Origin of the sequence: Paraburkholderia xenovorans LB400, assembly GCF_000013645.1 — a bacterium.
GTDB lineage: Bacteria > Pseudomonadota > Gammaproteobacteria > Burkholderiales > Burkholderiaceae > Paraburkholderia > Paraburkholderia xenovorans.
On the sequence record NC_007952.1, the window covers coordinates 836782 to 849702 of the forward strand.

Genomic DNA, 12921 nt, shown 5'->3' on the forward strand with positions numbered 1-12921 from the left:
CGGTGTTCCATTTCGTCTCGATGGCGGCTGTGTGTCGTCCGTCGGGACGGTCTATGACGAGACTATCCATGCGAACGTTCATTGCGGCGTTGCTCGGCGCGACGGCATGTCTGCCGGCGCTCGTGCACGCCACGACCATATTTCCCGATCCGGCGGATGCGGCCGTATCCGTGCCTGCGGTCGAGGCGCCATCCACGCTGGCCGACTATCGGCCGTACCGCGAGCAGCAAACAGCGGGTTGGCGGGCGCTCAATCGCGCGGTGACCCAACCTTCTGACGGCGCTGGAATGAGCCACGGCACGATGCATTCGGGCGTCGATTCGGGCATCGCCGAGGCCAAAGACGAGGGCCACGGTTCCCACCACGAAGGGGCGGCAAAATGAGGCCGCGTGTGTTCCCATTTTCCCCCGCGATTGCAATTGCTATTGCAACGGCATTGCTCGCCGGCTGCACGACATTCTCAAAAGACGGCGGGTTCGGCACCGTTTCGACCGCGGCCTCAGAGCGGCTCGGCAAAGACGCCGTACTGATAGAAACGGATGAAGATCGAAGCACTGCCGCCAGCCGCACGCAAGAACTGCTGTCCGCGCCGCTTGGCATGGACGACGCGGTCCAGGTCGCGCTGCTGAACAACCGCGGTTTGCAGGCTTCGTATAGCGAACTCGGCATCGCTGAAGCGGACCTCGTTCAGGCTGGCCGCCTGCCGAATCCCGGCTTCTCGTTCAGCCGCACGCATGGTGGCGATGATCTGAGTATCAGCCGCACCTTCACGCTCGGCATGTTAAGGGTGCTGACAATGCCGCTGGCGACGCGTATCGAAAGCCGCCGTTTCGAGCAGACCCGCCTGCTCACCGCGGACGCCATGCTCAAAGTCGCCGCCGATGCCCGGCGCGCCTACATCAACGCAGTCGCGGCCGGGCAATCGGCGGTCTACGCGGAGCAGGTGAAGGATTCGGCCGAAGCCAGCGCCGAACTCGCGTCACGCATGCAGCAGGCGGGCAATTTCAGCAAGCTCGACTACGCGCGCGAGCAGGCCTTTTACGCGGAAGCGATGGCGCAAGTGGCAAGAGCGCGACAACAGTCGGTGTCCGCGCGAGAAAAGCTGACTCGCGCGATGGGGCTCTGGGGTTCGCAAGCACAGTACAGGCTGCCCGAGCGTCTGCCCGATCTGCCTGCCACGCGCCCCGAGTTGCACGATCTGGAAGCCTTCGCAATGCGGAACCGGCTCGACATCCAGGCCGCGAAGCTGCAAACGCAAAGCGTAGCCGGTGCACTGGGCTTGAGCAAAGCGACGCGTTTCATCAACGCGCTGGACGTCGGCTATCAGAACAATTTCACGACTTCCGACGGCCGCGAGCAGGGCTACGAGATCAGCGTCGAGCTTCCCGTTTTCGACTGGGGCAGCGCCAAAGTGGCGCGTGCGGAAGCGATCTACATGCAGTCGGTGAATCGCGTTGCCGGGACCGCGATCGACGCGCGCTCCGAAGTACGCGAATCGTATTCGGCCTACGTATCCGGCTATGACCTGGCAAAGCACTATCGGGACGAAGTCGTGCCGGTGCGCAAAACCATCTCCGATGAACTGCTGCTTCGCTACAACGGCATGCTCGCGAGCGTATTCGAACTGCTCGCCGATTCACGCGAGCAGATCGGCGCGGTGAATAGCGCTATCGACGCGCTGAAAGACTACTGGCTCGCGCAAACCGATTTGCAACAGGCGCTCGGCGGCCAGTTGCCGGCTGCTGCCATCGCGACGCCGCTCGCATCCACGACGCAAGCGGCGTCGTCCACTGAACTGGAAGGTCAATGACATGGTGTCACGTCGACATTTTATCGGCGGCTCGGGTGCCGCTTTGCTAGGCGCCGCGCTGGTCAGCAAGGCTGGCGCCGCGTCGCTGCCCGAAGCGCCCACGATGGCCGCGTCCGCGATGCAGGTGCCGCGCGCGCCGTCGATTGGCCGGCCTTACACGCCGGTCGCCACGCTCAACGGATGGTCGCTGCCGTGGCGCATGAAGAACGGCTGGAAGGAATTTCATCTGACCGCGGAACCGGTGGTGCGCGAATTCGCGCCGGGCATGCGCGTGAATCTATGGGGCTACAACGGGCAGGCGCCTGGGCCGACCATCGAGGCCGTCGAAGGCGACAAGGTACGCATCTTCGTGACCAACCGGCTGCCGGAGCACACCACGGTTCACTGGCACGGCATGCTGCTGCCGTGCGGCATGGATGGCGTGGGCGGTCTCACGCAGCCGCACATTCCGCCGGGCAAGACGTTCGTGTACGAATTCCGGCTCGAAAAGCCCGGCACCTTCATGTATCACCCGCACGCCGACGAGATGGTGCAGATGGCAATGGGCATGATGGGCACGTTCATCGTTCATCCGAAAGATCCTGGCGTGATGCAGGTGGACCGCGATTTCGTGTTCATCATGTCAGCCTACGACATCGATCCGGGCAGCTTCACGCCGCGCGTGAACGAAATGACCGACTTCAATATGTGGACATGGAACGCGCGCGTGTTTCCGGGCATCGATTCGCTGCCGGTGCGCGCGGGCGATCGTGTGCGTATCCGCGTCGGCAATCTGACGATGACCAATCACCCAATTCATCTGCACGGCTACCACTTCGAAGTGGTGGGCACGGACGGCGGCTGGATTCCGCCTTCCGCGCGCTGGCCCGAGGTCACGGCCGATATCGCGGTCGGGCAGATGCGTGTCATCGAGTTCACGGCGAATCGTCCGGGCGACTGGGCGTTCCATTGCCACAAGTCGCATCACACGATGAATGCGATGGGGCATCAGGTTCCGAACATGATCGGCGTGCCGCAGAAAGACCTGGCGAAACGCATCAACCGGCTGGTGCCCGACTATATGGCGATGGGCAGCACGGGCGGTTCGATGGGTGCAATGGCAATGCCGTTGCCCGACAACACACTGCCGATGATGACCGGCACCGGACCATTCGGCGCGCTGGAAATGGGCGGCATGTTCACGGTGGTGAAAGTGCGCGAAGGGTTAGGGCGCGACGATTACCGCGATCCGGGCTGGTTCGCGCATCCGAAAGGAACGGTGGCTTATGAATATACCGGCGAGCTGCCGGACAGTTGATGTCGTGACGAACATATTCAACTTTGGCGAGGGTGAGATGAAGAATGTATTGATTTCAATGATGACGGTTTGCATGCTGACGGTTTCCGCTTCGAGCCATGCGGCGGCGAGTGCGGCCGGCGCTCAGGCGGGCGGTGACGTGAAGGCCGGCATGTCGCATGGCGAGGTCAGGAAAGTGGATCTGGCTGCCGGCAAGCTGACCATCAGGCATGGTCCTTTGGAAAACCTCGGCATGGATGCCATGACAATGGCCTTCAAGGTAAAGGATCCGGCAATGCTCTCGCAGGTCGAGGCCGGGGATAGCATCGACTTCGTTGCTGAAGAGGTGGACGGAGCGCTGACGGTGATGAAACTGGAGAAGCGATAGCGCGCCCGGCGGGCCTGCCGGGTTTTGCCGGCCGGGACGGCGTGCGTTTCTTCAGATGGTAAGGAGGGTGGAGCAGGCAGGGGCGGCTATCACGGGAAGTCTTACCGCCCCTTTTGTGCGGTAGCTCACCAAGTCGAGCCGAACTTACTCGACGCGCGCTTTTGAAATGTTATTCTCGGGCGTCGTGAACTTCATTGTGCACAGACGCGGGTGACTTCAAAGAATACCTAGATCCCATCAGGAGACGGGCATGCTGAGAAAGGTAGTCGATCGGGCGAAAAAGATCCGACGCAGCGAGGGGTTCAAGCATTCCGTGGCCACACCCCGTCGTATTTCGCTTCATGCTACGCAGCGTTTGAACAGGGGAATCTTTGCCATTGAAATTCAGGAGAACTCCGGTTTTTTCTCCGTGATGCAAATGGTCCTGTTTATCCTGATGTATTGCGAAGAGAAATGCCTGATGCCGTGCATTAGCGCTCGCGGCGGGCTCTACGGCGACCCTGAAGGAAAGCTGGACTGGTTCTCGGCCTTCTTCGATTCCATGCATGGCGAGGCCACGGCGTCGCTCACCCGCAAGGTGAGAAAGTCGACGGTTCGCGACCTCGTTCAACTGGGATTTCGTCAACGCTACGAGGCCCGGCTCCAACTCGGGAGCGCGAGTGAACTATTCTTCGCACATTACCGGCCGGCGGGCCATATTCAGGACGAAGTCGACACCATCTGCCGGCAACTCGAGATCGGCATGTCGACGCTCGGCGCGCATTTCAGAGGCACGGACAAGACGCTGGAAGCCATTCCGGTTTCATGGAACGATTTCTGTCGCCACATCGAAACGACGCTTGCTGAAAATCCGCACCTCACTGACATTTTCGTTTCAAGCGACGAACAGGCGTTTCTCGACTTTTTCGTCGCGTGGCCGTTTCGCAAGCCGGTCAAGGTGGCGCCCGCGAAATTGCTCGCGAACGGCAACACGCCGGTTCATTTCAGTGGTTACCCTGGGCTCGAAATCGGACGCGAAGCATTGGTCTCCAGTCTGCTGTTATCCCGTTGCGGATATCTGGTGAAGACGCCATCGTATCTGTCGGCATGGTCGCGAATATTCAACCCTTCGCTGCCGGTGAAACTCGTATCGCCGCCGCGGCCGGATGCATTCTGGTTTCCGGACAGCCGGCTCTGGCTCGAACAGGTGGCGCAAGACAAAGCCGCCTGAAGACAGGCGCATGCTGCCGTCTCGCACTCGTCACATGGATAGGAAGATTGACGGGCATATAATCAAAGCCCGCGAGATCTATCGTGACTGCAAAGAGGCCTTCAGCATGTACATTGCCATGAACCGTTTCAAAGTGACGCCCGGATCCGAAGCCGCTTTCGAGCATCTCTGGACAACGCGTGATACGCATCTGAAAGAGGTGCCGGGCTTCGTGGAATTTCATCTGCTGAAGGGGCCGCAGAAGGAAGATCACGTTCTGTATTCCAGCCATACGGTATGGAAGGACTACACGTCCTTCGAGGGCTGGACGAAATCCGAGGCCTTTCGCGCGGCGCATCGCAACGCCGGTGGCGACAACAGGGTGCTGTATCTCGGGCATCCGGAATTCGAAGGCTTCGAGGTCATTCAGACCGTCAAATGAACGCGTGACTCGGGCCGAGCGTGCTTGCGGTATTCTTTTGCGAGTCACCCGCGCCGGCGCTCCATGCGCCGGCGCAACTCACAAAGGAATGAACGCATGAAAGCCGTCAAAATCGGATCACCCGCCACCGTAGCCAATCTCCAGGTCGTCGACATTGCCGATCCCGGTCAGCCCGGGGCGGGGCAGATTCGCGTGCGCATTCACGCGAACTCCCTGAACTTTCATGATTACGGCGTGGTGAGCGGCAATCTGCCGGCTGAAGCAGGGCGGATTCCGATGGCGGACGGCGCGGGTATCGTAGAAGCGGTCGGCGCGGGCGTGGCCGAATTCAAGGCGGGCGATCACGTGGTGTCGTGCTTCTTTCCGTTCTGGGAAAACGGGCCGCCCGCTATCGGCGATTTCACGACCACGCCCGGCGACGGCGTCGACGGTTATGCACGTGAAGCCGTCGTGCTGCCGAGCCACTACTTTACGCATGCGCCGCGCGGCTATAGCCACGCGGAGTCCGCGACACTGACCACGGCCGGGCTGACCGCATGGCGCGCGCTGGTGGTGGACGGTCAACTGAAGGCCGGCGAGACGGTGCTCGTGCTCGGCACCGGCGGCGTGTCTATTTTCGCCTTGCAGATTGCCAAAGCGATGGGCGCTGCGGTGATTGCCACGTCTTCATCGGAAACGAAACTCGCCAGGCTTCGCGGGCTGGGTGCCGACCACACGATCAACTATCGCGAGAACCCGGAATGGGGCGAGCAGGTCCGCGCGCTGACCGGTGGGCGAGGTGTCGACCACGTGATCGAAGTCGGCGGTCCGGGAACTCTGCCGCAGTCGATCACTGCCTGCCGGATCGGCGGTCATATTGCGTTGATTGGTGTGTTGACCGGACGGGCAGGGCCTGTGCCCACCGCCGCGCTGATGGCGAGGCAGTTGCGCTTGCAAGGTTTGATCGTCGGCAGCCGCCAGGATCAGCGCGATATGATCCGGGCGCTCGAAGTGACCGGTATCAAGCCGGTGATCGATAGCACGTTCGCGCTGGATAAACTGGGCGAGGCGTTTGCACACGAGGAATCAGGGGCGCACTTTGGGAAGATTTGCGTGACGGTTTAAGCGTTCCGCGTGCGGTGTTGCTCGTGTATGTGTACGTGCACGAGTGAGCGCCCACGAGGCCCATGCAGACCCGCTTGCCGGTTCCGCTCGCGCTGTTCGACAGCGCGAGCACGCTGGCACAGGCAGGAAGCGCCTAGCCGCGCCCGCCGAGGTCGGCGAAAGTCACGCTGCGCGCCTCGCACGCATCGGTAAAGACCGTGTCGTAGCTCGAGAAAAACACCGTGCGCGTTTGCGCGAGGGTCTTGAACAGATCCACCAGTACGGCGCGCGCGGCGGCGTCGAGTCCGCCGACGGGTTCATCCGCGATCAGAACGCGGGTCTCGCCGAGCACGGCAGCGGTCAGGAAAATCTTCTTGCGTGTACCGAACGACATCTGCTCGAAGCGTTTGTCGAGATGCGGCGTCAGGCCGAAGCGGTCCGCGAGATCCAGCGTATCGTCCGTCACCACGGTTTTTCTCGCCAATGCCACGTTGTTCAGATACTCGCGACCGGTCTGATCCGGATAGGTCATGCAGTCTTCGGGCACGTAAGTGAGCACGGATTTCGCGGCGAGCGGCGCGGTGCGCAACGAATGGCCGCCGAGCCACACCTCGCCGGCGTCGGGCTCGATCGTGCCGGCAAGAATGCCGAGTAACGTCGACTTGCCGCTGCCCGACTCGTCGTTCAACGCTACACATCCGCACGCCATGTCGTCATGCAGTCCCTGAAAGATGAGGCGTTCGCCGTAGCGCTTGCTGAGGTTTTCGAATCGAAGCATGGGTGGAGCGTCTGTCGGATGTCTTTTTGCAGGTTGGCGTGGCGCAAGTGTAGCAGCGCGTCACCCTCTAATAGACCAGGGATAGACCAGCGGCCAAAAGAACTCGCTGCATGACATGAAGTTGCGCCCGCGCGGCCGTTAGAATAGCAACCTCGTTTTTCTCGCCACCTTCCTGAATACCTCGACGAATTCGTCGATTGCACCTCATGCACACTGTTGCCGGCAAAGCGGGTCCACTATCGCGTGCCGAACTCGGGCGTATCGTCGCCGCCATCGTGATCGGCAATGGTTTTGTCGCCTACGACTTCACCGTCTATAGTTTTGCGGCCGTTGCGATCGGCAATCTGTTCTTTCCGTCGCATGACCCCGCATCGTCGCTGCTGCTTTCTCTCGCCACCTTTGGCGCGGGCTTCGTGATGCGCCCGCTCGGCGCGATCATGATCGGCCATCTTGCCGACAGCCGTGGCCGTAAAGCCGGCCTCACCGCATCGCTCACGTTGATGACGCTCGGCACATGGCTGATCGCATGCCTGCCGGGCTACGCGTCGATCGGTCCGGCCGCGACCGTGCTGATGGTGCTCGCGCGCCTGATGCAGGGGCTCGCGGCGGGCGGCGAAATCGGCCCGGCGTCGGCGTCGCTGATGGAGTCGGCCGGCTACCGGCATCGCTGTTTCATGGTGAGCTGGCGCGGCGCCAGCCAGGGCGCGGCCGCTTTCGCCGCCGCGCTGGTCGGCGCGAGCACCACTGCGCTGCTGTCGCCCGCCGCCATGCATGCATGGGGCTGGCGCATTCCGTTCGTGCTGGGCGGGCTGATCGGCCCGGTCGGCTGGTATCTGCGGCGCCGGATGCCGGCAGCGGCGCCGCGGCAGCGTACGCGGCTCAACCCGCGGCGCCTGTTCGCGGAGCACACGCGCCCGCTCGTCTGCGGACTTCTGATGATGGCGGCGCCTTCGGTGAGCATCTACGTCACCGTGTTCTACATGCCGGCCTACCTGGTCCGTACACTGCACCGGCCGCCGACCATCAGCCTCCTGACGGCCTGTCTGTCCGGCTTCGTGATTCTCGTGGTGACGCCGCTGATCGGGCTCGCGGCCGACCGGCTCGCGAGCCGCAAGACGCTGCAATACGTATCGCTCGTGGCTTCGCTGGCGGCGGCCTGGCCCGCTTTCTGGGCGCTGACGCATGGCGCGGGCAATCTCGTGTCGCTCGTGATCATCACGGCTTACGTGGCGCTCGCGGTGAACAACGCCGGCGCCGGCTCGGTGCTGATGATGGAGGCGTTCCCCGCTCACCGGCGCGCGGCCGGATTGTCGGTGATCTACAGCTTCGGCGTGGTCCTGTTCGGTGGATTTTCGCCGTTTCTGGTGACGTGGCTCATCAACCGGACCGGTGATCCGATGGTGCCGGCGTGGTATCTGATGGGCGCGACCGCGCTCACGCTCGCGGCGCTGAAGGCGTTTCCGGAACGGACAGAGGCCGACGCCCGCGTCGCCTGAATCTCGCCGCCGCCGCGCCTGAGCGCTAGGCCGCGTTGCGCAATTGCTGCAGGTCGAATGCGCGGGCGCGCATGTCCTGCGGACTTATGTCGAAAGCGCGGCGAAAGGCGCGGGTAAAGTCCGAGGCGCTATGAAAGCCGAGGCCGAAAGCGATTTCCGTCACCTGAAGGTGCGGGTAACGGACTAGTTCGTCCGCCGCCTCCCGCAGGCGCCGATGGCGGATGTAGGCGCCAAGACCGCCTTCGTGCTCGAACCAGCGGTAGATCGTCGCCCGTTTCAATTGCAGCGCCTGAACCACGCTGGTCGGCGTGAGGTCGCCCTGGTGCAGATTGGCCTCGATGTAGCGGCGTACCCGGCCCATCACCGCGGCCTGCAGCGCGGCGCGGCCCGCGCCGCTCAGGCGCGCGTCCTTGCGAAACGCGCTTACCATCAACTGCGCGCCCGCGTGCAGCGCCTCGATGGCGCTGGCCGGATCGAGGTGGGGAATTTCGCGGGCGAGCGCCGTCATATGATCCAGCACGACGCCGGTCAGCGGCGAACCCTGCTGGACGATGCGGCCGTGAATCGCGGCGCCGTCGCGCAACTCCTCGTCCACCACGGCGGCCGGTACGAACAGGCTCAGGAGGCGGCATTCGGGGCGTTCGGCGCGAAACGGCTGGTTCAGGTCGAACGCGACGATGCCCTGCACCGAACCCGGCTCGCTGCGTTTCTTGCGCATGCCGGTCACATGGCCGACGCCCCCTTCCACGAAGAGCTGAAACGCGTAATCGCGGCGCGAGTCGGTGGACACGCGGGCCACCGAGCGTTCCAGCAGCATCGAATCGGTGCGGCAGTCCGTCAGCACCATGCCGCCGACCGCGTATAAATCGATTTCACCGCGAAATCCCCCGGCAATCTGCGCCTTTGACGGCGGCGCGTCGACCACATGTCCCACGCGCTGGCGCCAGGCCAGGAACTGTTCGTCGGGCGCGAGGCCGTGCGTGCTGAAACGGCTCGTCGAAATGGCGGAGCGCGAATGGGCGGCTGCGGCCGCGGCCAGGTGATGCGGCAGTGAGCGCTGATTCATGAATCGATGACTGCGAGCGAGGAGTGCGGTTTCGGCGAGTATGCGCAATGCATGGAAGATTCATCGCCGTCGCCATAAATTTGAGACGGATGGTCAAGCCTAACAAAAAAGCTGCATTAATGTGACGCGAACCCGCCTTCGCTCGACCACGAGTATTGGGAAAAGCGCATTCGGGCGCTGGAAGAAACTTATGAACTGATTGCCGCCCAGCGGCAACGTGTGACGAAACTCCTCGAAAGACTCGCGAGCGACGCGCCGATCGCGCTGAAGCCGCGCACGGCCGCCTGAGAACCGGCCGAAGAACAAAAGCACGAGGACCGGGGTTGCGCAGAGGAGGACCAGATCGATGCATGCCCGCATCGGTCATAAAAACTGAAGAACCTGAGAGAAAGCGGCGAGGGTGCGAACGGGCCCGCAGAGGCCCGTCGCACATCCTCCCATCCTTATCTGCAATCAACATGCGCGGTGCGAATCCGTGCTGCCCGGTCGAGCTGGGGCGCCCGTCACTTTCATGAGGCGGTGAATGACCTCCGCCAGCGGCACGCACCGCTCGATTAGCGCCGGACAACTTCCCTCGCGAACAACGCCATTCCCTCCTGAGCGCCCGCAGTTTTTTGCGGCGGCGAAAACACGCCGGTTATTGCGTCATTCGCCGTTGCGAGCAACGCTCCGTATCTCAGGCCGTTTGCCGCGCACTGTGAACGCTAACAGTGAATCCGCCCGCAAACGTTGCACCGTCATCGTTCGTCGAAAAAAAGGAATTGCTGTAATTCTGACCGCTTTAATTAGGGAGCGGTTAAATGTAGGTATGCAGAATACGCAACCGATTTAGCGCTGATAAACTGTGCGCCGGAGCAGCTCGTGACCGCAATGCGCGCACTGCCCGCTCCGTGGCAATCCGGCGGCCCGAATCGCCGGATAGACGGTGGAAATAGGCTTTTTCCGCGATCTGGAAAAAACGGCGGCACCGCATAATTGAACGTGCGCTCACCGTTAAAAGGGACGCATGGTTGGGTGTCCTTGCTTCTGATCGCGCGCGGTGTCGCCTCTGTCGATCTCCTCTCGCCAAACCTCTGCCCATCCGCTTTTGACAAGTATCGGGGCTCGCGTTGAGCCCGTTTTTGGAAGTGACTCATGAAGCCGGGAAACAACTCGCTTGGTAAAAGACGCACACGCAAGCTCGCCATGTCGGCGGCTGCGGCACTCATCGCGGGGTTGCTCGCATTCGGCGTGTGGCATTACCAGCAGCGTGCGCCGCAGGTCGCGCCGGCGCTGACCGGCGTCGCGAACCAGATGCGCCACGATGCCTCGGCATGGACGCATGAAGAGAAAGACGCATCGCAAATGCTGCGCGATATTCACGACGGCCACGTTGCCGCGGTTGGCGTGAGTCCCAGCGCGATCCTGATCTCGAAGCGCGACGGCACCAAATATTTCGTCACGGACCACAACGCGACGTTCTCGCATGCGCTTCTGCTAGGCGAACCCAAATCCGATGAAGCCGCCGCATACCAGCTCGTCTGGCTTCCCGACGCGGACATTCGTACCGCCGGCTCGCGCTGGCTGCAGGTGTTCGACCAGACCCGCGACGCGATCAGCGTGCTGCTTCCGCTGCTGTTGATCGGCGGCATGGTGTGGTTCATGCGGCGCGAAATGCGCGGCGGCGCGAGGCTTCTCGACAGGGCGCCCGCGCTGCGTTTCGACGACGTGATCGGCGCGTCTGAAGCGAAGGCGGCACTCGCGGATATTCGCAGCTATCTGTCCGACCCGAAACAGTTCACGTCGATGGGCGTGCGCGCGCCGTGCGGCATTCTGATGGTGGGCGGCCCCGGAGTCGGCAAGACGCGCCTCGCTCAGGCGCTGGCGGGCGAGTGCGGCGCGAACTTCATTTCTATCACGGGCAGCTACTTCAGTGCGAAGTACTACGGCGTCGGCATCCAGAAGGTCAAGCATCTGTTCGAACTGGCGCGCAAGAATGCGCCCACGGTGATTTTCATCGACGAAGCCGACGGTCTCGCCAAACGCACGGATACGGGCAGCGGTCCGGTCGAAGCCGAGAGCAACCGCATCATCAATCAGCTGCTGGCGGAGATGGATGGCTTCGCTTCGAACGAAGGGGTCATCATCGTCGCGGCGACCAATCATCCCGACAATCTGGACGAGGCATTGCGCCGGCCCGGCCGTTTCGATCGCACGGTGCAGGTCCGTTTGCCCGATCGCGAAGACCGCGCGAAGATTTTCCGCTTCTATGCCGCGAAGCTGAAGTCGAAGTCCGCGGACATCGACTATGACCAGCTGGCGAGACTGACCACGGGCCTGTCGCCGGCAACGGTGGCGATGGTGGTGAATCAGGCGGGGCTCGTCGCGCGCAAATCCGGCGACACAGAAATCGCTTCGAAGCATTTCATGGAAGCGATCAAGATTGCGCGCATCGGCGACGTGAGCGGCGCCGAGCGCGCACTGAGCGAAGACGAGCGCACGCGTATCGCCGTGCACGAAGCGGGACATGGTCTCGTGGCCGCGCTGCTGGGTACGGGGGTGCTCGAAGAAGTCACGATCCTGCCGCGCGGCGGCGCGTTGGGCGTCGCGCTCATTACGAAAGCGCAAGACAAGCACCTGTATCGCGAGAGCGAGATCCGCAATGAAATCCAGGTCCTGCTCGGCGGACGCAACGCGGAAATTATCTCGTTCTCCGAAGCATCGAGCGGCGCTGCTTCCGATCTGCAGGAGGCCTCGCGCATCAGCCTGGACATGGTGTCGAAATTCGGCTTTAACGCCGACGGCAATCTGTTCAGCCTTGCGGCGCTGCCGTCGCAATATGCAGGGTTGCAGATGAAGGGTGCGATCGAACACGCGAACGTGCTGCTCAAGGAATTGAACGAGTCGTGCCATGCGCTGCTGCATGCGTACGAACCGGTGCTGCGCGCCATTGCTGACGAACTGCTCGAACAGGAAACCGTGCCCGGAGAAACCGTGTACCGGTTGATCCGCGAACACAAAAGCACGTTGAAAATCGTCCACGAGCCGGCGGCGGCTTGAACGAGCGAGCGTATGACTGACTACGCGGCTTTTTGATGTTTCGCGGACGGCGCCGGCAATCGGCGCCGTCCGTTGTTTTTGATTATCCGCGCTACGCAAAATCCGACGGCCCGGGCGGGGGAACGCCCGGAGGCGTTTCGGTGTCACCCAACGCCTCGTCCCCGGCTTTATCGGCGGGCGGCGGCGTTTCACCTTTCTTCGGCAGAGGCTGATCCAGACCCGGTTCGACCGGCGTAGGAATGGCGTCGCCGATGGGCTTGGAAACCTCGGTAGGCCGGCTGCCAGGGTCTTCTTCGGCCTGGCGCTCGGGCTCGTGCTGGTTCGGGGAATTGGCCTTGGTTGCCACGAGAGCTC

General features: G+C 62.5%; 12 protein-coding genes. 9 read left to right on the forward strand and 3 right to left on the reverse strand.

Features of this window, described 5'->3' with window-relative positions; all coding sequences use genetic code 11:
• Window positions 1–68: 68 nt before the first annotated feature.
• The 7 genes from BXE_RS25700 (at window position 69) to BXE_RS25730 (ending at window position 6209) form a co-directional block, all read left to right on the forward strand.
• Window positions 69–383, forward strand: coding sequence for a hypothetical protein (locus BXE_RS25700; RefSeq protein WP_040124001.1), 315 nt, complete (start codon window positions 69–71; stop codon window positions 381–383).
• A complete protein-coding gene (locus tag BXE_RS25705) occupies window positions 380–1810 on the forward strand; it encodes a TolC family protein (protein WP_011491052.1) in 1431 nt (476 codons plus the stop codon). Before BXE_RS25700 ends, BXE_RS25705 begins: the two co-directional genes overlap by 4 nt.
• 1 nt (window position 1811) lies before the next feature.
• Window positions 1812–3107, forward strand: a complete 1296-nt coding sequence (locus BXE_RS25710) for a multicopper oxidase family protein (protein WP_011491053.1) — start codon at window positions 1812–1814, stop codon at window positions 3105–3107.
• Window positions 3108–3144: 37 nt separating this feature from the next.
• Window positions 3145–3474 (forward strand): copper-binding protein, encoded by a 330-nt coding sequence (locus tag BXE_RS25715; protein ID WP_040124945.1) that lies wholly within the window; start codon window positions 3145–3147, stop codon window positions 3472–3474.
• Between the two features lie 250 nt (window positions 3475–3724).
• Window positions 3725–4684 (forward strand): hypothetical protein, encoded by a 960-nt coding sequence (locus tag BXE_RS25720; protein WP_011491055.1) that lies wholly within the window; start codon window positions 3725–3727, stop codon window positions 4682–4684.
• A 106-nt stretch (window positions 4685–4790) separates the two neighbouring features.
• Window positions 4791–5105 (forward strand): antibiotic biosynthesis monooxygenase family protein, encoded by a 315-nt coding sequence (locus tag BXE_RS25725; protein ID WP_011491056.1) that lies wholly within the window; start codon window positions 4791–4793, stop codon window positions 5103–5105.
• Between the two features lie 96 nt (window positions 5106–5201).
• Entirely contained in the window at window positions 5202–6209 is a 1008-nt protein-coding gene (locus tag BXE_RS25730) for a zinc-dependent alcohol dehydrogenase family protein (RefSeq protein WP_011491057.1), read from the forward strand.
• A gap of 133 nt (window positions 6210–6342) precedes the next feature.
• Here the strand turns inward: BXE_RS25730 and BXE_RS25735 are convergent, their stop codons facing one another.
• Window positions 6343–6966 (reverse strand): ABC transporter ATP-binding protein, encoded by a 624-nt coding sequence (locus BXE_RS25735; RefSeq protein ID WP_040123998.1) that lies wholly within the window; start codon window positions 6964–6966, stop codon window positions 6343–6345.
• A 206-nt stretch (window positions 6967–7172) separates the two neighbouring features.
• Between BXE_RS25735 and BXE_RS25740 the strand changes: the two genes are divergently transcribed.
• Window positions 7173–8462 (forward strand): MFS transporter, encoded by a 1290-nt coding sequence (locus BXE_RS25740; protein ID WP_011491058.1) that lies wholly within the window; start codon window positions 7173–7175, stop codon window positions 8460–8462.
• Window positions 8463–8487: 25 nt separating this feature from the next.
• On the opposite strand, the gene BXE_RS25745 is transcribed toward BXE_RS25740, so the two are convergent.
• On the reverse strand, window positions 8488–9528 hold the full coding sequence (locus tag BXE_RS25745) for an AraC family transcriptional regulator (RefSeq protein WP_011491059.1): 1041 nt from the start codon (window positions 9526–9528) through the stop codon (window positions 8488–8490).
• Window positions 9529–10662: 1134 nt separating this feature from the next.
• Here BXE_RS25745 and BXE_RS25755 point away from each other — a divergent pair.
• Window positions 10663–12567, forward strand: coding sequence for an ATP-dependent metallopeptidase FtsH/Yme1/Tma family protein (locus BXE_RS25755; protein WP_011491062.1), 1905 nt, complete (start codon window positions 10663–10665; stop codon window positions 12565–12567).
• A gap of 91 nt (window positions 12568–12658) precedes the next feature.
• Here BXE_RS25755 and BXE_RS25760 read toward each other — a convergent pair whose 3' ends face one another.
• Window positions 12659–12913 carry a hypothetical protein gene (locus BXE_RS25760; protein ID WP_040123996.1) on the reverse strand — a complete coding sequence of 85 codons (255 nt, stop codon included), beginning with the start codon at window positions 12911–12913 and terminating at the stop codon, window positions 12659–12661.
• Window positions 12914–12921 lie beyond the last annotated feature (8 nt).

Coding starts and splice junctions, on each gene's coding strand:
- BXE_RS25735 (WP_040123998.1), bottom strand. CDS start 6,966: ATGCTTCGATTCGAAAACCTCAGCAAGCGCTACGGCGAACGCCTCATC.
- BXE_RS25700 (WP_040124001.1), top strand. CDS start 69: ATGCGAACGTTCATTGCGGCGTTGCTCGGCGCGACGGCATGTCTGCCG.
- BXE_RS25745 (WP_011491059.1), bottom strand. CDS start 9,528: ATGAATCAGCGCTCACTGCCGCATCACCTGGCCGCGGCCGCAGCCGCC.
- BXE_RS25720 (WP_011491055.1), top strand. CDS start 3,725: ATGCTGAGAAAGGTAGTCGATCGGGCGAAAAAGATCCGACGCAGCGAG.
- BXE_RS25730 (WP_011491057.1), top strand. CDS start 5,202: ATGAAAGCCGTCAAAATCGGATCACCCGCCACCGTAGCCAATCTCCAG.
- BXE_RS25740 (WP_011491058.1), top strand. CDS start 7,173: ATGCACACTGTTGCCGGCAAAGCGGGTCCACTATCGCGTGCCGAACTC.
- BXE_RS25710 (WP_011491053.1), top strand. CDS start 1,812: ATGGTGTCACGTCGACATTTTATCGGCGGCTCGGGTGCCGCTTTGCTA.
- BXE_RS25705 (WP_011491052.1), top strand. CDS start 380: ATGAGGCCGCGTGTGTTCCCATTTTCCCCCGCGATTGCAATTGCTATT.
- BXE_RS25715 (WP_040124945.1), top strand. CDS start 3,145: ATGAAGAATGTATTGATTTCAATGATGACGGTTTGCATGCTGACGGTT.
- BXE_RS25725 (WP_011491056.1), top strand. CDS start 4,791: ATGTACATTGCCATGAACCGTTTCAAAGTGACGCCCGGATCCGAAGCC.
- BXE_RS25755 (WP_011491062.1), top strand. CDS start 10,663: ATGAAGCCGGGAAACAACTCGCTTGGTAAAAGACGCACACGCAAGCTC.